General features: G+C 73.7%; 15 protein-coding genes. 6 read left to right on the top strand and 9 right to left on the bottom strand.

Going from position 1 to position 16232, the window contains the following annotated elements; genetic code table 11:
* The first annotated feature begins 195 nt into the window (after positions 1–195).
* Positions 196–3849: an AAA family ATPase gene (locus tag ACIP9D_RS10405; RefSeq protein ID WP_350869102.1), complete on the top strand. Its 3654-nt coding sequence runs from the start codon at positions 196–198 to the stop codon at positions 3847–3849.
* Between the two features lie 396 nt (positions 3850–4245).
* Here the strand turns inward: ACIP9D_RS10405 and ACIP9D_RS10410 are convergent, their stop codons facing one another.
* From ACIP9D_RS10410 to ACIP9D_RS10420, 3 genes are read right to left on the bottom strand one after another with little or no spacing between them, the layout of a single operon-like run.
* Positions 4246–5100, bottom strand: coding sequence for an ABC transporter permease (locus tag ACIP9D_RS10410; protein ID WP_350869104.1), 855 nt, complete (start codon positions 5098–5100; stop codon positions 4246–4248).
* The gene (locus tag ACIP9D_RS10415; protein WP_350869105.1) at positions 5097–6110 is read right to left on the bottom strand and encodes an ATP-binding cassette domain-containing protein; all 1014 of its coding nucleotides are present in this window, start codon (positions 6108–6110) and stop codon (positions 5097–5099) included. Before ACIP9D_RS10415 ends, ACIP9D_RS10410 begins: the two co-directional genes overlap by 4 nt.
* Before the next feature lie 25 nt (positions 6111–6135).
* The gene (locus ACIP9D_RS10420; RefSeq protein WP_350869106.1) at positions 6136–6690 is read right to left on the bottom strand and encodes an NAD(P)H-dependent oxidoreductase; all 555 of its coding nucleotides are present in this window, start codon (positions 6688–6690) and stop codon (positions 6136–6138) included.
* A gap of 230 nt (positions 6691–6920) precedes the next feature.
* Between ACIP9D_RS10420 and ACIP9D_RS10425 the strand changes: the two genes are divergently transcribed.
* The 3 genes from ACIP9D_RS10425 to ACIP9D_RS10435 all read left to right on the top strand — a co-directional run bounded on the left by ACIP9D_RS10425 (position 6921) and on the right by ACIP9D_RS10435 (position 9829).
* A complete protein-coding gene (locus ACIP9D_RS10425) occupies positions 6921–7427 on the top strand; it encodes a GNAT family N-acetyltransferase (RefSeq protein ID WP_350869107.1) in 507 nt (168 codons plus the stop codon).
* Positions 7428–7597: 170 nt separating this feature from the next.
* Entirely contained in the window at positions 7598–8248 is a 651-nt protein-coding gene (locus ACIP9D_RS10430) for an ABC transporter ATP-binding protein (RefSeq protein WP_350869109.1), read from the top strand.
* Positions 8249–8308: 60 nt separating this feature from the next.
* Entirely contained in the window at positions 8309–9829 is a 1521-nt protein-coding gene (locus ACIP9D_RS10435; RefSeq protein ID WP_350869940.1) for a DUF6297 family protein, read from the top strand.
* 34 nt (positions 9830–9863) lie between these two features.
* On the opposite strand, the gene ACIP9D_RS10440 is transcribed toward ACIP9D_RS10435, so the two are convergent.
* From ACIP9D_RS10440 to ACIP9D_RS10450, 3 genes are all read right to left on the bottom strand, one after another.
* On the bottom strand, positions 9864–10496 hold the full coding sequence (locus ACIP9D_RS10440) for a PH domain-containing protein (protein WP_350869110.1): 633 nt from the start codon (positions 10494–10496) through the stop codon (positions 9864–9866).
* Positions 10493–10960, bottom strand: a complete 468-nt coding sequence (locus ACIP9D_RS10445) for a MarR family transcriptional regulator (protein WP_350869112.1) — start codon at positions 10958–10960, stop codon at positions 10493–10495. The genes ACIP9D_RS10440 and ACIP9D_RS10445 overlap by 4 nt, the downstream gene beginning before the upstream one ends.
* 102 nt (positions 10961–11062) lie before the next feature.
* Complete coding sequence (locus ACIP9D_RS10450) at positions 11063–11815, bottom strand: SDR family oxidoreductase (protein WP_350869114.1); 753 nt, start codon at positions 11813–11815, stop codon at positions 11063–11065.
* A gap of 104 nt (positions 11816–11919) precedes the next feature.
* On the opposite strand from ACIP9D_RS10450, the gene ACIP9D_RS10455 reads away from it, so the two are divergent.
* Positions 11920–12762, top strand: coding sequence for a helix-turn-helix transcriptional regulator (locus ACIP9D_RS10455; RefSeq protein ID WP_350869117.1), 843 nt, complete (start codon positions 11920–11922; stop codon positions 12760–12762).
* On the opposite strand, the gene ACIP9D_RS10460 is transcribed toward ACIP9D_RS10455, so the two are convergent.
* The gene (locus ACIP9D_RS10460; protein ID WP_350869942.1) at positions 12693–13715 is read right to left on the bottom strand and encodes a winged helix-turn-helix domain-containing protein; all 1023 of its coding nucleotides are present in this window, start codon (positions 13713–13715) and stop codon (positions 12693–12695) included. The two genes, ACIP9D_RS10455 and ACIP9D_RS10460, sit on opposite strands and share 70 nt — an antisense overlap.
* 132 nt (positions 13716–13847) lie before the next feature.
* Between ACIP9D_RS10460 and ACIP9D_RS10465 the strand changes: the two genes are divergently transcribed.
* Positions 13848–14387, top strand: coding sequence for a nuclear transport factor 2 family protein (locus ACIP9D_RS10465; protein WP_350869120.1), 540 nt, complete (start codon positions 13848–13850; stop codon positions 14385–14387).
* A gap of 70 nt (positions 14388–14457) precedes the next feature.
* Here the strand turns inward: ACIP9D_RS10465 and ACIP9D_RS10470 are convergent, their stop codons facing one another.
* Both ACIP9D_RS10470 and ACIP9D_RS10475 read right to left on the bottom strand, forming a co-directional pair.
* Positions 14458–15150: a hypothetical protein gene (locus ACIP9D_RS10470; protein WP_350869123.1), complete on the bottom strand. Its 693-nt coding sequence runs from the start codon at positions 15148–15150 to the stop codon at positions 14458–14460.
* 128 nt (positions 15151–15278) lie between these two features.
* On the bottom strand, positions 15279–16130 hold the full coding sequence (locus ACIP9D_RS10475) for an aldo/keto reductase (RefSeq protein WP_350869126.1): 852 nt from the start codon (positions 16128–16130) through the stop codon (positions 15279–15281).
* Between the last annotated feature and the right edge of the window lie 102 nt (positions 16131–16232).

The following is a 16232-nucleotide window of genomic DNA, read 5'->3' on the forward strand; positions in this document are numbered from 1 at the left end:
GAGCGAGCCGGCGCCCTCCTGGTCGGGCGCTGGGTGATCCACTCCAGGTCGGGGATATGGGGGTGTCCGGCCGGCGCGGATACCGCGATGTCGGCGAACTGGAGTGGATCAGCCGGCCTGACGGCACGCGGTCGCAACCTTGCCGACACCGAGCGTCACCCCGTTGTCGGGGGCGTCCGTTACCGTCGGGAGGTCATGGAGGCGCGGGCCGGCGAAGCGATCATCGGGCGGGATCACCCCGCGGGGTTGCTGCGCGCCGAGCTAGACCGGGCGACCACCAGCCACGGCGGTCTCGTCCTGATTACCGGCGAGCCGGGCATCGGCAAGACGACGTTGGTCACGGCGGCCGCACGGGAGGCCCGCGAGCGGGGCGCGCTGGTGCTCGGGGCGGCCTGCTGGGATTCGGAGTCCGCCCCCGGCTACTGGCCGTGGGTGCAGGTGCTGCGCGGCCTGCGGCGCTCCGCCGACGACTGGGCGGTGGCGCGGCAGGCCGCCAAGCCCGCGCTCGCGGCGCTGCTGGGCGAGCCGACCGGCGCCCCGACCGAGCTGACGAGCCCGACCGGGGTGTCCGGCCCGACCCAGCTAACCGGCCCGACCGAGGTGGCCGGCCCGGCCGGTGGCGACGTGGCCGGCGACGCCGATCAGGAGACGTTCGCCCTCTACGACGCGGTGACAACCGCGCTGGTCGCGGTCTCCCAGCACCGTCCGGTCGTGGTGGTCCTCGACGACCTGCACTGGGCCGACCCGGCCTCGTTGCGGCTGCTGGAGTTCGCCGCCCAGCACACCTGGTTCGAACGGCTGCTGCTGATCGGCACGTACCGCGACGCCGAGGTCGAAGCGGGCGACCATCCGCTGCGCCCGCTGCTCATGCCGCTGCTGGCCAAGGCGACCACGGTCACCCTGACCGGGCTGTCCCGCGACGAGGTCGGCGCGCTGATGACGCGTACGGCGGGCCGGGAGCCGGACGCCGGGCTGGTCGACGAGGTGCACCGCCGTACCGGTGGCAACCCGTTCTTCGTCGAGCAGACCGCGCGGCTGTGGCGGGCCGACGGCGCGGCCGGCACGATAGCCCCAGGGGTACGCGAGGCGGTGCGCCGCCGTCTCGCCCAGCTTCCCGCGCCGGTGGTCGAGGCGCTGACCGTCGCCGCCGTGCTGGGGCGCGAGTTCCACCGTCAGGTCCTCGCCGCGTCCGCCTCGGCGCCGGTGGCCCAGGTCGACCGGTTCCTCGACAGGGCGGTCACCGCCCGACTCGTGGTGGCCCGCGGTGGCGGCCGGTTCGCCTTCGCCCATGACCTGGTACGGGAGACGCTCTACGACGGCCTCGCCGACGACGAGCGGCGGGCCCGGCACGCCGCCGTGGTGCGGGCGGTCGACGCTTCCACCGATCTGGGCGAGCGGCTGATCCCCGCTGATCTGGCCCGGCACGCCTACCTCGCGGGCGCGGCCCTCGACCCGTCCCGGGCCACCGACCTGCTGGTCGCCGCGGCGCGCTACGCGGGTGGGCGGCTGGCCGCCGACGAGTCGGTGGTGCACTTCCGGCGGGCGCTGGAGGTCGTCCAGGACCGGGCGCACCAGGTGAAGATCATGGTGGAGCTGGCGCAGTGGCTCGTGCACTGCGGGGCGTCCGACGAGGCCAGGAAGCTTCTCGGCGAGGCGGCGGCGCTCGCCCGCACGGTCGAGGATCCCGTGGTGCTGGCCCGGGTCGCGCTCACCGTACAGCGGCACCGACACGTAGGCGGCGGGCGCATCTCGCAAGCGGAGGAGCTGCTGCGCGAGGCGTACCGGCGGCTGATCGGCGAGCCCGACGCCGCGTTGCCGGTCAGCACGCTCGTCACCGATCTGATCACCGCGACCGAGACGCTGGCCCGCCGCGGCCAGGACGACGAGGCGCTGACCTTCAGCCTCTGGGCCCGACACGACACCACCTGGGGGCTGGGCACGGCCGCCGACCGGGCCGCGCTGACCGCCGAGATCCGGGAGGTCGCCCGCCGTAGCGGTGATCAGGAGACCGTGCTGTGGGCGACCTCGCTGCGTTGGGTCGCGCTGCTCGAACTTGGCGACCCGCGATACGCCGAGGAGCTCACCGCCTTCGTCCGCCAAGGACGAGCCGGCGACGTGGCCCGCAACCGGATGGCGGCGGCCATCGACGGCGGCATCATCGCCGGTTTCCGGGGCGACTTCGCCGGGGCCGACGAGCAGTTCACCGCCCTCGACGAGATCGGCGAGGCGCCACCGACCGACTTCGCCTTCATGGTCCACCACCTGCGCTGGGCCCGGCTGGTGCTTGAGGGCCGGTTCGAGGAGATCGACGACCTTCTCGACGGGCTGGACAAGAACACCTACCCCCACCTCGATCTGGCCCGCGCGATCACGGCGGCGGAGCGTGGCGACCACGCGACGGCCGTCCGCATCACCGCCGACATCGAGGCCGCCGGCATCACGTACGCCCGGCCGGTGTCGCCGTTGTGGCTGCGCCTGCGGGCGCAGGCCGCCGCGGCGTCGGGTGACCCGCGGCGCTGCGCCGAGGCGCGGGCGGCCCTGGCCCCGCACCGGGGGCAGTGGATGGTGGGGCTCTTCGGCTGTGACATCGGCGGCCCGGTCGACCACTGGCTGGCGGTGCTCGACGCCGCGCAGGAGCGCTGGGACGACGCTGTCGCGGGGTTCCGGGCGGCCCGCGACGCGGCCGATCGGATGGGCGCCCGCCCCTGGTCGGTCATCGCCCGCACCGGCCTGGCCGATGCGTTGGCCCGCCGCAATCAGGCGGGCGACGCGGAGACGGTGCGGGCGCTCTGCGATGCCACCGGGCGTGAGGCAGCCATGCTCGGCATGCGGTTTGTGGTGGAGCGGCTGCCCGATCCCACCGCCCTGGACGCCTCCGCCATCGGATCAGCGTCGAGCCGCCAAGTGACGGGTGCCGGGTCGCGGCCGGTCGGCGCGGTGGCGGGATCCCCGCCGAGTCCGGCGGCTGTGGTCTCCGACGGCCTGCCGGTGGACGAGGAGCTGCCGGCGATGGCCATCAGCCGGCACCAGGACGGCGGGTCCGCCGGAACTGGCCGTCGCTTCGAGCCGGCTGCGGCAGTTCCCGGCGGGTATCCCGTCGGGGCGAGCGCCGCAGCGGAAGCGGCGGCCAGCACGTATCCGGTCGAGGCGAGCGCCGCAGCGGAAGCGGCGGCCAGCACGTATCCGGTCGAGGCGAGCGCGGCGGCGGCTGCGACCGGCACCTATCCGGTCGGGGCGAGGGCGGCGGCCCGGGCGGGGGCAACCGTCGAGCCGGACGGCGTGCCCGTCGCACCGTCGGTTTCGCGCTACGAGTTCCGCCGGGACGGCCCCGTTTGGCAGCTCGGATACGCCGGGATGGTCGTGCACCTGCCCGACGCCAAGGGCCTGCACGACCTGCACCTGCTACTCAGCCGGCCGGGCAGTGACGTCCCGGCCGTGGAGCTGCTCGACCCGGCCGCCGGGCCGGAGCTGGTGGCCGCCCGCCGGATGGGTGGCGACCCGGTGCTGGACGACGAGGCGAAGGCTCGCTACCGGCGGCACCTGGACCGGCTGGACGACGAGATCGACCGGGCCGCCGGGCGCGGTGACGACGCCAGGGTGGCCGCCCTGGACGCCGAGCGGGAGGCGCTGCTCGCCGAGTTGCGCGCCGCGGCCGGGTTGGCCGGTCGGACCCGCCGACTCGGTGACGAGGCCGAACGCGCCCGCAAGACGGTGACCGCCCGGATCCGGGACACGCTGCGCAAGCTCGACGACCGGCACCCGGCGCTCGCCGCCCACCTGCGCGAGACCGTCTCCACCGGCGGCGCCTGCCGCTACCTCCCGCCCGAACCCCTGCCCTGGCGGCTCTGACCGTTGCGCGCCCCCGGCGGCGGCGGCCGGGGACCGGCGGGGAGCTGTTCGCCCCGAAGTACGGGGCGCGGCCAATGCACGGCCACACGCCAGCCCGCCCGCGACCGGGTTGATCGACTCCACGTCGCCGATGTGGCGGTGTTCCGGTACATCGGATACCGCCAGGTCGCCGACATGGCGGGACCCGGCGGCGAGCCACCGCGGGCGACGACGGCCGCAAGACGACGACGGCCGCAAGCGACGACGGCCCCGCGAGACGACGACGGCCGAAAGACGACGGCGGCCGGCCAGGGCGAGGCGAGGGCGGCTGGGCGGCTACGCCGCGGTGCGGGCGGCCCGGGGACGCCGAGCGGGCGCCGCCACGTTCGGTGGCGGCGCCCGTCGGTCAGGGATGGGTCAGCGTCGGTTGTAGCGGTACATGGTGAGCGTGCCGAAGACGACCAGGAACCCGGCGCTCCACAGCAGCAGCCACATCATGTTCGTCGCATCCGACGAGCCGGCCATCGCCGCGCGTACCGACGCCACCAGGTGGGTGATCGGGTTGGCCTTCACGAACGCCTGGAGCCAGCCGGGCATGGTGCTCGGCTCGACGAAGACGTTGCTGAGGAAGGTCAGCGGGAAGAGCACCATCATGCTCACCCCCATCACCGACTTCTCGCTGCGCAGGATCAGGCCGAAGAACGTCCAGACCCAGGAGAACGCGAACGAGAAGATCACCAGTAGGCCGATCCCGACGGTCACGCCGAGCACGCCGCCGTCCGGCCGGAAACCGAGCACCAGACCCACGCCGAGGATGACCAGCGCGGCCAGGATGTAGCGCAGCACGTCGCCGAAGATCATGCCGACCAGGGCGGCCGGCCGCCAGACCGGCAACGTCCGGAAGCGGTCGAAGATGCCCTTCTCGATGTCGGTGTTCAGCCCGATCCCGGTGTACATGGTGATCATCACGACGCTGGTCACCATGATGCCGGGCAGGAAGAACTGCAGGTAGTCCTGCGGGCTGTCGGCGAGCGCGCCTCCGAACAGGTAGGTGAACATCAGCACCATGATGATCGGGAACGCGGTCACGTCGAAGAGCTGCTCGGGTACGTGCTTGATCTTCAGCATGGCCCGCCAGCCGAAGGTCAGCGACGCGGCCAGGGCGCTCGGCCTCGGCGGTCGGGCACCGGGCGCGAGGACCGTCGACAGCGCCTCGCTGGAGGGTACGTAGACGGACGGCGCCCGCCCGGTCGTGGTCGTGACGTCGCTCATCGGGCTGCCTCCAGCTGCTCGTCCCGCTCGTCGGCCGGCGTGGCGGGGTGGTCGGTCAGGGCCAGGAAGACCTCGTCCAGGCTGGGCTGGCCGAGGGAGAAGTCGTCGACGAGGATGCCGGCGCGGGCCAGGTCGGCCAGTGCCCGGGCGGCCTGCTCGCTGGCGGCCAGGCCACTGCCCTCGCCGCCGACCCGCGCGGTCAGCGCGACCGGATCCGGTTCCAGCTGCACCGGTACGCCGAGCGCCGTGTGCAGCACCTTCTCCGCCTCGGGCCGCTGACCCGCGTCCCGCAGTCGCAGGTGGACGGTGCCGGAGCCGACCGACGACTTCAGCTCGCCCGGGGTGCCCTCCGCGATCACCCGGCCGTGGTCGACCACCGCGATCCGGCCGGCGAGCTGGTCGGCCTCGTCCAGGTACTGCGTGGTCAGCAGCACCGTGGTGCCGTGGGCCACCACCGCGCGCACGATCTCCCACACCTGGTTGCGGCTGCGCGGGTCGAGACCGGTCGTCGGCTCGTCGAGGAAGAGCAGGTCGGGCGTGTTCAGGATGCTCGCGGCGATGTCGATGCGCCGGCGCATGCCGCCCGAGTACTTCTTCACCTGCCGGTCACCCGCCTCGGTCAGGCCGAACGCGGCGAGCAGTTGGTCGGCCCGTTCCCGGGCGGCGGTCTTACGCAGCCCGAGCAGGCGGCCGAGCAGCACCAGGTTCTCGACGCCGGTCAGGTCCTCGTCCACCGAGGCGTACTGGCCGGTGAGGCTGACCCGGGCCCGGACCGCGTCGGCCTGGGTGAGCACGTCGTGCCCGAACACCCGGGCCCGACCGCCGTCCGGGCGCAGCAGCGTGGCCAGCACCCGTACCGCGGTGGTCTTGCCAGCCCCGTTCGGGCCGAGCAGGCCGTAGACGGTGCCGGCGGGCACCTGGAGATCCATTCCGGCCAGCGCTCGGGTCTCCCCGAACGACCGGGTCAGGCCCTCGGCCTCGATGGCCAGGCCGGTCGTGCGCTTACTCATGATCGTTGCCTTCCTTCCAGGGAATTCAGGAGACGTACGGGCGCGCCGCGCGGCCCTCGCGCAACGCCAGGCCCCACCAGCAGAGCTGGTCGAGCAGGACGCGCGCGTTCTGGCGGTGCTGGTCGGCGTGCAGCGGCGTCGGCTCGCCACAGAGCAGGTCGACGCCGACGACGTCGCGCACCGTTGTCGCGTGCAGCGCGGTGAAGACCGTGCGGAGCTGGTCCACCGCGTGCAGGCCGGTGGAGCGGCAGCCGTACGCGACGAAGCCGACCGGTTTGGCCTGCCACTCGTCGTACGCAAAGTCGATCGCTTGTTTCAACGAGGCCGGGAAGCTGTGGTTGTACTCGGGGGTGACCACGGCGAACGCATCCGCCCGGCGCACCTCCCGGACGAACGACCGCACGGCGTCGGTCGGCTCGGCCGGGTAGCTGGCCGGAAAGTCGTAGTCGGCCAGGTCGACGACGGTCACCGCGAGGTCGTCCCGGCCGGTGGTCTGGTCGACGAACCAGCCGGCGACCCTGTCTCCCATCCGGCCCTCACGGGTGCTGCCGATGATCACGGCGAGCCGCAGCGGCGTCATGGTTCCCCCTCCGGCGTCTCGGTCTCATCCCTGAGGCGCGAGAACCCGCCAGCCCCCCGCTAGTTCCGATCTAGCGGACCGAGAACCCCGGCGACACCTGCGTTGATCATGAAGTTGTTGCGCTGACACGCCGCTACGGATGGCAATAACTTCATGATCAACGGGGAGGCTCGACGGTGTTGTCGGGGGCGTGGGGTTGGGTGGGGGTCGGTGGATGAAGGGGAGTGGGCATGGTGGGGGTGCGGATCGTGCCGTGGGGCGAGGGTGATCTTGAGCTGTTGCGGCAGCTCAACGCGCCGGAGATCCGCGCGCACACCGGCGGGCCGGAGACCGACGAGCAGGTGCTCGCCCGGCACGAGCGCTACGTGCGCTTCGGCGGCACCGGGCAGGGCTGCATGTACACGCTGGTGCTGGCGGACGGGGCGAGCGTGGGCAGCGTCGGCTACTGGGAGCGGGAGTGGCGCGGCGAGCAGGTCTACGAGCTGGGCTGGGCGGTGCTGCCCGCGTACCAGGGGCGGGGGCTGGCCACGGCGGCGGTGCGCGCGGCGCTGGACGTCGCCCGCGCCCGGCGGACCCACCGCTGGGCGCACGCCTATCCGTCGGTCGACAACCCGCCGTCGAACGCGGTCTGCCGCAAGGCCGGCTTCACGCTGCTCGGCGAGACGGACTTCGAGTACCCGCCGGGCCAGCTGATGCGCGCCAACGACTGGTGCTTCGATCTGGCGGCCGGCGGCTGAGGCACGCCCAGGGGTGGCGACCAGGCGCGCGACGACAAGAGGGCGGCGCGCCGCTGGGCCGCGATCACGCCCGCGACGAAACCGGGGCGGCGTGCGCGGCGCAGTAGCATCTGAGCAATGCGGCACCTGGAGAGCACCACCGGCCGTCGCCACGCCCGGGGCGCCGCGCGATGAGCGTCGACATCGAGACCGACACCGCCGTCGAGATCACCGGCCTGACCGTCACCTACGGGTCGACCACCGTCCTCGACTCGCTGGACCTGCGGGTGCCCGCCGGCGCCGCGCTCGCCCTGACCGGGGAGAACGGGGTGGGCAAGTCCACCCTCCTGCGCTGTGTCACCGGCCTGCAGGAGCCCTCCGGCGGCACGGTGGTCGTCTTCGGCGAGACACCCGGCCGGGGCGTGGCGTTCTGGCGCCAGGTGGCGACCACCGTCGAGTCGCCGTCCTGGTACCACGGTCTGACCGTGCGGGAGCACCTGGACCTGGTGCGGGTGGCCAACGGCGGAGACCCGGGCGACGGGCAGATCGACGAGATCTCCGCCCTGCTCGGCATCACCGGCCTGGCCGACAGCCTTCCGCTCACCCTCTCGTCCGGCCAGCGGCAGCGCTTCCTGCTGGCGGCGACCTTCGTCCGCCCCAGCCGGCTCCTGGTGCTCGACGAACCGGAACAACGCCTGGACACCGCCGTCAAGCGGGCCCTCGCCGCGCACCTGCGGGGCTACCTGGCGGCCGGCGGGACCCTGCTGATCGCGAGCCACGACGAGCAGTTCTGGCGCAGCGTCGGGGCGACCGAAGTCCTCCTGACCCGGCCGGAGGGCTGAGCCGGTGACCATGATCCAGGTGCCGGCCGTCGCGCCGGCGGGACGGCTGAGCCGGTGACCATGACCCGGGTGCCGGCCGCCGCGCCGGCCGCACCCGCCGACATCCGTCGCCGGGTCCGGCGCATGCGGATCGCCGCCGTCGGCCGGGTCGACCCGTCCAGCGTCTACTGCGTGCTGCTCGCGATCGGCATGGCCGTGGCGCTGGTCTGGAAGCCGCTGGTCGGCGTGGTCTGGCCGACCGGCACCGGCCGGCCCTCGGTCCTGGCGCCGGTCGGTGCGGCCCTGGTGCTGCTGGCGTTCTTCGGCGTGCTGCGCCAGCTCGGCCCGGTGGTGGTCAGCCGAGGGGACGCCACCTGGCTGCTGCCCGCGCCGGTGCCCCGGCGGACGCTGCTGACCCCGGCGCTGCTGCTGACCGCCGTCGCCGCGACCGCCGTCGGCGGCATGGTCGGGCTCGCGCTCGCCGGCCGAGTCACCGAAGGCACGGCGACGGCGAGCGCGATCCTCGCCGGTCTCGCCGGTGGTGTCGTCGCCGCCCTCCTGGTGGCGCTGCTCGCAATGCACGGCCAGCGCCACCCGCGCACCGGCGGGATCCTCGACCTGGTCGCCGCTGGCATCGGCGCCGCGCTCGTCGCCGCCGCTGCCGGCGTGCAACTGGCTGACGGGTACGCCCTGCCGGTGGGCCCGCCGGCCGCGTCGATCGGGCTGTCGCTGGCGGGCGTGGCGCTGGCGCTCGCCGTCGCCGCCGTCGGGTGGGCGTGGTGGCGACTGGACGGCTGGCCGACCCACCGGGTTGTCGAGGCCTCCGCGACGACCGGTTCCTACGCCGACGCCGTCCACGCGGTCGAACCGTCGTTCCTGAGCGAGCAGAGCGCCCGCCGGTACTGGCGGGGCCGGACCGGCATCCGCGCCTCCCGGCTGCTGCGCGGTCGCCGGGTGCCGCCGTTGGTGGCCCAGGACCTGCTGCACGTCAGACGTAAGCCGGGGCGGCTCGCGTGGCTGGTCGGCACCGCGCTGGCGCCGACCGTCCTCGCCGACGGGCCGACCTGGCTGCTGATCGCTGTGCTGCTGATCGGCGTGCTGGCCGCTGCCAGCCTCACCGGCGAGTCGACGCACGCCGACGCGTCGAACCCGGCGGTGCTGCGGCTGCTCGGGCTCACCACCCTGCAGGTCCGCGCGCAGCGGCTGGTGGTCCCCACCGGGATCGCCGTGCTCTGGCTGCTGCTCGCCCTGGGCGTGTTGCAGGCCGCTGGCGGGCTGGCCGGCCCCTGGTGGGCGCTCGGCGTCGCGGCCGGCCCGTCGGCCGCCGTCGCCGCCCTCTATCGCGCCAAGATGAGCGCCGCCAGTATCGGCAGCGTCTTCGTCGACACCCCGCTGGGCGGGTTTCCGAGCGGGATGCTGCTCTGGCTGGCCAACGGGGTGGACGTCGTGGCGGTGCTGACCCTGCCGGTGTCGATCGGCCTGGCCACGGTGCACGCCCCGGAGGCGCTCGGCTGGAACTGGGTGCTGGCGCAGGCGGCGGCGTCGGCCGCCGGCTGCCTCCTGCTGCTGCGCCGCTCCGCCGCCGCTACCGTCGGGGCGTGAGGGTGGGGCCGGCCCGAGCCGGCCCATCCACCGGTCACCCGGCGACGGGCCGGTACGCGGCCAGCCGCGCCCGGGCCGCCGCGACCAGCGCCTCCGGGTCGTCGGCGTGGAAGCGCAGCTCGGTGACGGCCGCGCCGCGGGCCTTGCGGACCGGCACCTCGATCGGCTCGCGCAGCAGTACGTCGATGCTGGTCTGGCTGCCCAGGCCGAGCATCAGCGTGACGCCGGTGGCGTTCGGCTCCACCTGGGTCTGGCCCTCGGGGAGCATCGATCGGCGGTGCACCCGGACCGCCTCCACCGCGGACCACGGGATCGTGTGATCGAGGCTGATGCCGTTGCGAATCCGGATGCCCGCCTCGCCGACCACGTGCGGGCGCACCCGGAGGCTGGCCATCAGGCCGAACATCCAGAAGAGGCCGTAGATGCCGAGGCCCAGCGCGATGTTCGAGACGAGCTCCCAGGGCAGGATCAGCTCCAGGATCGGGATCTCGATCGCCGAGACGATGATGAAGATCCACAACAGGGTCATCACGGCGCCGCTGTAGCCGAACGTCTCGTCGCCGGGCGCCAGCCGCTCCGGCCGGCGGAAGATCCACCGGTAGAGGCTGCGCCACAGCGCGATCTCGTAACGGACGCTCATCCGGAGCAGCCGCAGCACCGTGCTCATCGGTCCTCCTCGCGTAGTTCGGGGGAGAGGCCCTGCTCGCGTAGCCGGCCGAGAATCTCGTCCAGGCCGGCGACGAAGGCGTCCAGCCGCTCGGCGGGCATCTGCCCGAAGAGCAACTCGGCGAACTCCCGTTGACCCTGTTCCAGCCCCTCGACGGTGCTCAGGCCGTGCGGGGTGAAGGTCACCAGGAAGGCCCGCCGGTCGGTGGGGTGCGGCTCGCGGGTGACGAAACCCGACGCGACCAGGCCGTCGACCAGGCCGGTGATGGTCCGGGCGCTGACGCCGAGCGCCTCGGCCAGCTCCCGCTGCGGCACCGGGCCGGTGCGGCGCAGCGTCCAGAGCAGGGTGGCCCGGGACTCGGTGAGCCCGTCCCGGGCCAGCCCTCGGCTCATGTCGTCGCCCAGCACCACGACCAGTTCCAGCACCCGGTCCAGCGCGGCGGTCCAGCGCTCCCGATCCGACACCGTTACCTGCCCTCATAGTGAGCTTGCATCACTATGATGCCACAGCACGGTCTTTCCCGGCCATCGCCGCCGGGCGGGGCCAGGACGCTCGACGTCAGCCCCTCACCAGGGCAGCACGCCGTACCCGCCGTCGCCGTCGGCGAGGTGGCCCCAGAGCTGCCCGCTCGGACCGTCCGCGGGCAGCGTCGCCAGGTGCACACTCACCTCGGCGCCCTGATCCGGGCTCCGGAAGCCGCTGTTGCCGTTCAGGTCGGTGGCGCAGTAGCCCGGGTTCGCCGCGTTCACCTTGATCGGGGTGTCCCGCAGTTCCTTGGCGTACATCGCGGTGACCATGTTCAGCGCCGTCTTCGACGACGGGTACGGCACCGAGGTCAGCGGGGCGAGGAAGCTCTTCGGGTCGGTCATGGTGGTGATCGAGCCGACCTCGCTGGAGACGTTCACGATCCGGGCCGCGGGCGCCCGGCGCAGCAGCGGCAGCAGCGCGTTGGTCACGGCGACCGCCCCGAAGACGTTCGTCTCGTACACCCGGCGCAGCGTCGCGAGGGTGGTCTCGCTGGGCAGCGCCCGCGCGCCGTCGCCGAGCACGATCCCGGCATTGTTGACCAGCACGTCGAGGCGGCCGTACTCCTCCTCGACGAGCTTCGCGGCGACGGCCACCGAGGCGGCGTCGGTGACGTCCAGCGGCACGAAGCGGGCGTCCGCCCCGCCGGCCCGCAACTCCCGCTGCGCCGCCTGCCCCCGCTCGGCGTCGCGGGCGCCCACCAGCACGGTCATCCCGAGGCCCCCGAGCTGCCGGGCGGTGGCGAGTCCGATTCCCTTGTTGGCCCCGGTGATCAGGGCGATCATCTTCGTCATGCGCTCGACGCTGCCCGCCCGCCCCCGGGCCGCGGGAGAGGCCGGCCGAGGCTGGTACCGGCGGTACCACCCGGCGCGCCGCCGGTTGGGGCAAGCTGGGGCGCATGACCAGCACCGGCCTGCGCCGCGAGGAACTGGCGGCGTTCCTGCGCAGCCGCCGCGCCCGGCTGCGCCCCGCCGAGGTCGGCCTCCCCGACGGGATACGCCGCCGCACGCCCGGCCTGCGCCGCCAGGAGGTGGCCCAGCTCGCCGGCATGTCGATCGACTACTACATCCGGCTGGAGCAGGGCCGCGGCCCACACCCGTCCCGGCAGGTGCTCGCCGCGCTGGCCCGGGCCCTGCTGCTCAGCCGGGACGAGCGCGAGTACCTGTTCCGGGTGGCCGGGGAGAGCCCGCCACCGACCGCCGGGCCCAGCCGCGAGGTGCCCCCTGGGCTGCGGCACCTGATCGACGCGATGACCGAGACGCCGGCATACCTGGTCGACGCCAGCTACGAGGTGCTGGCCTGGAACCGGCTGGCCTCGTACTTCGTCGGGGATCTCTCGGCGGTGCCCGCGTCGGACCGCAACATGATCCGCTGGACGTTCCGCAGGTCCGCCGACGACGGGCACTGGGATGATCCGGAGACCGTGAGGTTCGTCCGCAGCTCGGTCGCCGACCTGCGCGCCGCGTACGGCCGCTACCCCGGCGACCGGACCATCCAGCAACTGGTCACCGAGCTGCTCGGCACCTCGCCGCGGTTCGCCCAGCTCTGGGCAGAGCACGACGTGCAGGAGCGCCGGCCGATCGTCAAGCGGGTGCCGCACCCCGACCTCGGGCCGCTGGAGTTCGAGTGCCGAGTGCTGCACGTCCCGGAGACCGACCAGCGGCTCATCGTCTACGTCCCGGAGCCCGGCTCGCCCACCCAGGCGGCGTTCCGCGGGCTCGCCGAGCGCGTCGGTTCCTGACCCACCAGCCCTTCACCGTGGGCGGAGCGCCGGTAGAGCACGGTGTGCCGGTCCCGGTTGCGCAGCACCAGGCCGGAGCGGAGCAGCACCCCCAGGTGGTAGGAGACGGTGGCCGGGGCCAGCCGGCGCCGCTCGCTCAGCTCCCGGGTGGACCTCGGCACGTCGAGGTCGGCCAGGATCGCCGCCCGGCTCGCGCCGACCAGATCACCGAGCCGACCCGGCCGGCACTGGTCCACCGGCCCGGCGCCGACCGGATAGACCAGCACCGCGTTGCCGGCGTCGCAGAGCTGCGTCGAGAGCCGCGGCCAGGCCAACGCAGACGGCGCGAGCACCAGCTCCGCGCCGGCCAGCGCCGTGGTGATCCGGTACGAGCTGTCGATGGTCAGCGACCGGCCGGTCCAGCCCACCCTCGGATGCAGGTTGTTCAGCACGCTGCCCACCCCGGTGCTCGCCATGGTGGTGGCCTGCCGGGCCAGCTCCGCCTCCAGCGTGGCCCGCAGCACCGGCCACTGCTCGGCCAGCGCGGCCTGCCAGAAGTACCGCAGCCCGTCGGCGACCCGTCGGGCGAGAACGCCCTCGTCCAGGGCCGCCCGGACGCTCGTCGGCAGCCCACCGTCGGGGAACCGGGCCGCCACCTGCACGGCCACCTCGCCGGCCGGGGTCGCCGCGGCGGCCGCCAACTGCTGGTCGAACACGGCGTCGGGCGGGCCCAGCGGCGGCTTCGGGGTGAGCAGGTCCGGCGTGTAACCGCCCCGACCGGGTGGTGTCACCAGCTCCGCGACCAGGGCCACGTCGGGGTGCCGCAGCGCGGCGCGGGCGGGCGGGCCCGGATCGCCGTGCACCGGATGCCCGAACCGGGACAGCGCGGCCTGCAGCCAGGACGCCACCTCCGCCGCCGGCGAGATCGCCAGCCGGAGTCGGGCGAGGCTCGGGCCGTCCAGATGCGCGACCATCACAGCGCGGATCGTACAAGCAGCCGCGTCGATGGACTGTCGGCATTCGAACCCGGTCGAATCACTACCCGGACGCACCGTGGGCCGGTTTGGCTGCTCCTCGCAGACCCACTCGTAGCCAAGGAGCAACCGATGCGTTCACCCGCCTTCCTCCCCGGCCGGCTCGGCCGTACCGTCGCCCTGCTCGGGCTCGCGGCCGGCCTGCTGGCCGCTGCCCCCGCGGCCGTCTCGGCCGCCACCCCCGGCCCGACCGCCGGCGACGACGCGTCCGCCGGGCACGGCGACGACGCGTACCGCGGCTGCGAACGGGCCTTCGACCGCGCGGTCCGGGCGTACGTGGACACCACCGCCCGGCGCGACCTGGACGGCTTCGCCGCGCTGCTGCACCCCGATGTCACCTCCGTCTTCGCCTCCGACGGGGAGGTCCTGGACGGCAAGCGGGCCACCGTGGACTGGCTGCGCGGGTTCTTCGCCGACGACTCCTGGACCCAGTCGTTCAGCGTCGCCAAGCGGACCGTGGTGGGCTGCCGCACCGGGTTCGTGCTCTTCGACTCCGTCTACGCGGTGCCGGCGAGCCGCACCCGGGTGCCGTTGCTGATCGGGGTCAGCTTCACCTACCAGCATGGCCGGTGGCTGGTCCTGCAGAACCAGGACTCCGTCGGCCGGATCTGACCGGGGGGCGCCGAACCGGGGGGAGGGGCGGGGATGCGGCGGGTTGCCCGTCCCCGCCCCATGGCGATGCTCAGGCGATCTTCTCGAGGGCCGCCGTGGCGAGCGGGGCGATCTTCGTCAGCAGCGCGGCGCCGGCGGCGAGGTCGCCGTCCGCCGCCGAGGCGTCCACCTCCAGCACGAAGTTGCCGCGGGTCATGAAGAGCGTGCACTGGTGTCGGGTCGACTCGCCCTTCAGCCGCTCGCAGAACGTGATCACGTCCGGACCGTTCGGCACCGGCGGCGGGGACGGCCGCACGATCGTCGAGGTGCGCCCGTCGTTCGGCACCTCGTACTGCTTGCACGTCTTCAGCACCGAGCGCAGCTCGTCGGCGAGCTTGCGGCCCGGCACCTTCAGGTAGCCGACCACGTACTGCCGGATCCACACCGTGTCGCCGTCCCAGACCCGCTCCCGGTAGGCGGTGCGCTTGCGATCCGACGGCAGGCCGTCCCGGCACAGCGAGATCAGCTTCCACGCGTCGGTGTTCTCGTCGGTGTAGGCGGCCGTCTCGGGGTGGAACGTCGCGTCCAGGTCGAGCATGGCCTCGGTCACCCGGGTACGTGCCTCGGCGGTGGAGGTCGGTGCCGGGCGGGGCGGCGGCGGGGTCGGTGACGCCGAGGTCGGCGCGGACCAGCGGGGCGTCTCGGCGGCCTGACTCGGGCCGCACGCCGCGGGGCTGAGCAGGAGCAACGACAGCAGGACCAGCGGAGCACGGCGGAGCAGCATCGCGGCGGGAGGTTCCTTTCGTACGCGAGAAGGGGGCCCGTTCGGGTCGGGCCCCCTTCTGTCTGCGCCAGCACCGCCCGCCGCGTTACGTCACGCGGCGGCCGACCTCCGCCGCCGGCCGCGGCACCTCAGGCCGGCAGGTAGTCGAAGGTGTCCGGGTCGCCGCCCTGCCGTCCGGCCGCGCCCCGGTCGAGCGAGGTGATCCGCTCCATCGCGGCGTCGTCCAGCTCGAAGTCGAAGATCCGGAAGTTCTCCTCGATCCGCTCCGGGGTGGTCGACTTCGGGAAGATGACGTCGCCACGCTGGATGTGCCAGCGGAGCACCACCTGGGCCGGGGTCCGGCCGATCAGCTCGGCGATGTCCGCGACCGTCGGGTCGTTGAGCACATTGCCCTGCGCGATCGGCGACCAGGCCTCGGTGATGATGTTGTGCTTCCGGCCGTAGGCCCGCACCTCCTCGTTGCCGAAGTACGGGTGCACCTCCACCTGGTTCACCGCCGGCACCACCCGGGCCTCGGTGATCAGCCGCTCCAGGTGTGCCGCCTGGAAGTTCGACACCCCGATCGAGCGGGCGCGGCCGTCGCGCTGGAACTCCTCCAGCGTCTGCCACGTCGAGACGAAGTCGCCGTCGTAGAGGGTGGGCAGCGGCCAGTGGATCAGGAACAGGTCGATGTAGTCCATCTTCAGCGTCGACAGGGTCGACTCGAACGCCTTGCGGGCGTCGTCCGGCCGGTGGAACGCGTTGCTCAGCTTGCTGGTCACGAAGACCTCGCCCCGGTCCAGCCCCGAGCCGCGGATCGCCTGGCCGACCTCCGCCTCGTTGCCGTACATCTGCGCGGTGTCGATGTGCCGGTAGCCGATCTCCAGCGCTCGGCCCACCGCCTCCGCGGTGTCTCTCGGCTCGATCTGGAAGACCCCGAAGCCCAGCTGCGGGATGGTGTTGCCGTCGTTCAGGCTGATGCGGGGAATGGTGTTCGCCACTTCGGCTCCTTCGTCCGTCGTCGGGCGTCCGGGCCGGGAGGGCGCGTGCGCGCCCGAGCCGGGAGGACCTGCCGTCCGCTACCCCATACCCCGCCCGGCCGC

The organism is Micromonospora sp. NPDC093243, assembly GCF_044753725.1.
Taxonomy (GTDB): domain Bacteria; phylum Actinomycetota; class Actinomycetes; order Mycobacteriales; family Micromonosporaceae; genus Micromonospora.

Excerpts from the sequence above, each read along its gene's own strand:
- ACIP9D_RS10435 (WP_350869940.1), top strand. The coding sequence starts at position 8,309 with ATGACCCGGGTGCCGGCCGCCGCGCCGGCCGCACCCGCCGACATCCGT.
- ACIP9D_RS10465 (WP_350869120.1), top strand. The coding sequence starts at position 13,848 with ATGCGTTCACCCGCCTTCCTCCCCGGCCGGCTCGGCCGTACCGTCGCC.
- ACIP9D_RS10420 (WP_350869106.1), bottom strand. The coding sequence starts at position 6,690 with ATGACGCCGCTGCGGCTCGCCGTGATCATCGGCAGCACCCGTGAGGGC.
- ACIP9D_RS10410 (WP_350869104.1), bottom strand. The coding sequence starts at position 5,100 with ATGAGCGACGTCACGACCACGACCGGGCGGGCGCCGTCCGTCTACGTA.
- ACIP9D_RS10425 (WP_350869107.1), top strand. The coding sequence starts at position 6,921 with ATGGTGGGGGTGCGGATCGTGCCGTGGGGCGAGGGTGATCTTGAGCTG.
- ACIP9D_RS10440 (WP_350869110.1), bottom strand. The coding sequence starts at position 10,496 with ATGAGCACGGTGCTGCGGCTGCTCCGGATGAGCGTCCGTTACGAGATC.
- ACIP9D_RS10455 (WP_350869117.1), top strand. The coding sequence starts at position 11,920 with ATGACCAGCACCGGCCTGCGCCGCGAGGAACTGGCGGCGTTCCTGCGC.
- ACIP9D_RS10405 (WP_350869102.1), top strand. The coding sequence starts at position 196 with ATGGAGGCGCGGGCCGGCGAAGCGATCATCGGGCGGGATCACCCCGCG.
- ACIP9D_RS10470 (WP_350869123.1), bottom strand. The coding sequence starts at position 15,150 with ATGCTGCTCCGCCGTGCTCCGCTGGTCCTGCTGTCGTTGCTCCTGCTC.
- ACIP9D_RS10450 (WP_350869114.1), bottom strand. The coding sequence starts at position 11,815 with ATGACGAAGATGATCGCCCTGATCACCGGGGCCAACAAGGGAATCGGA.
- ACIP9D_RS10415 (WP_350869105.1), bottom strand. The coding sequence starts at position 6,110 with ATGAGTAAGCGCACGACCGGCCTGGCCATCGAGGCCGAGGGCCTGACC.
- ACIP9D_RS10460 (WP_350869942.1), bottom strand. The coding sequence starts at position 13,715 with ATGGTCGCGCATCTGGACGGCCCGAGCCTCGCCCGACTCCGGCTGGCG.
- ACIP9D_RS10430 (WP_350869109.1), top strand. The coding sequence starts at position 7,598 with ATGAGCGTCGACATCGAGACCGACACCGCCGTCGAGATCACCGGCCTG.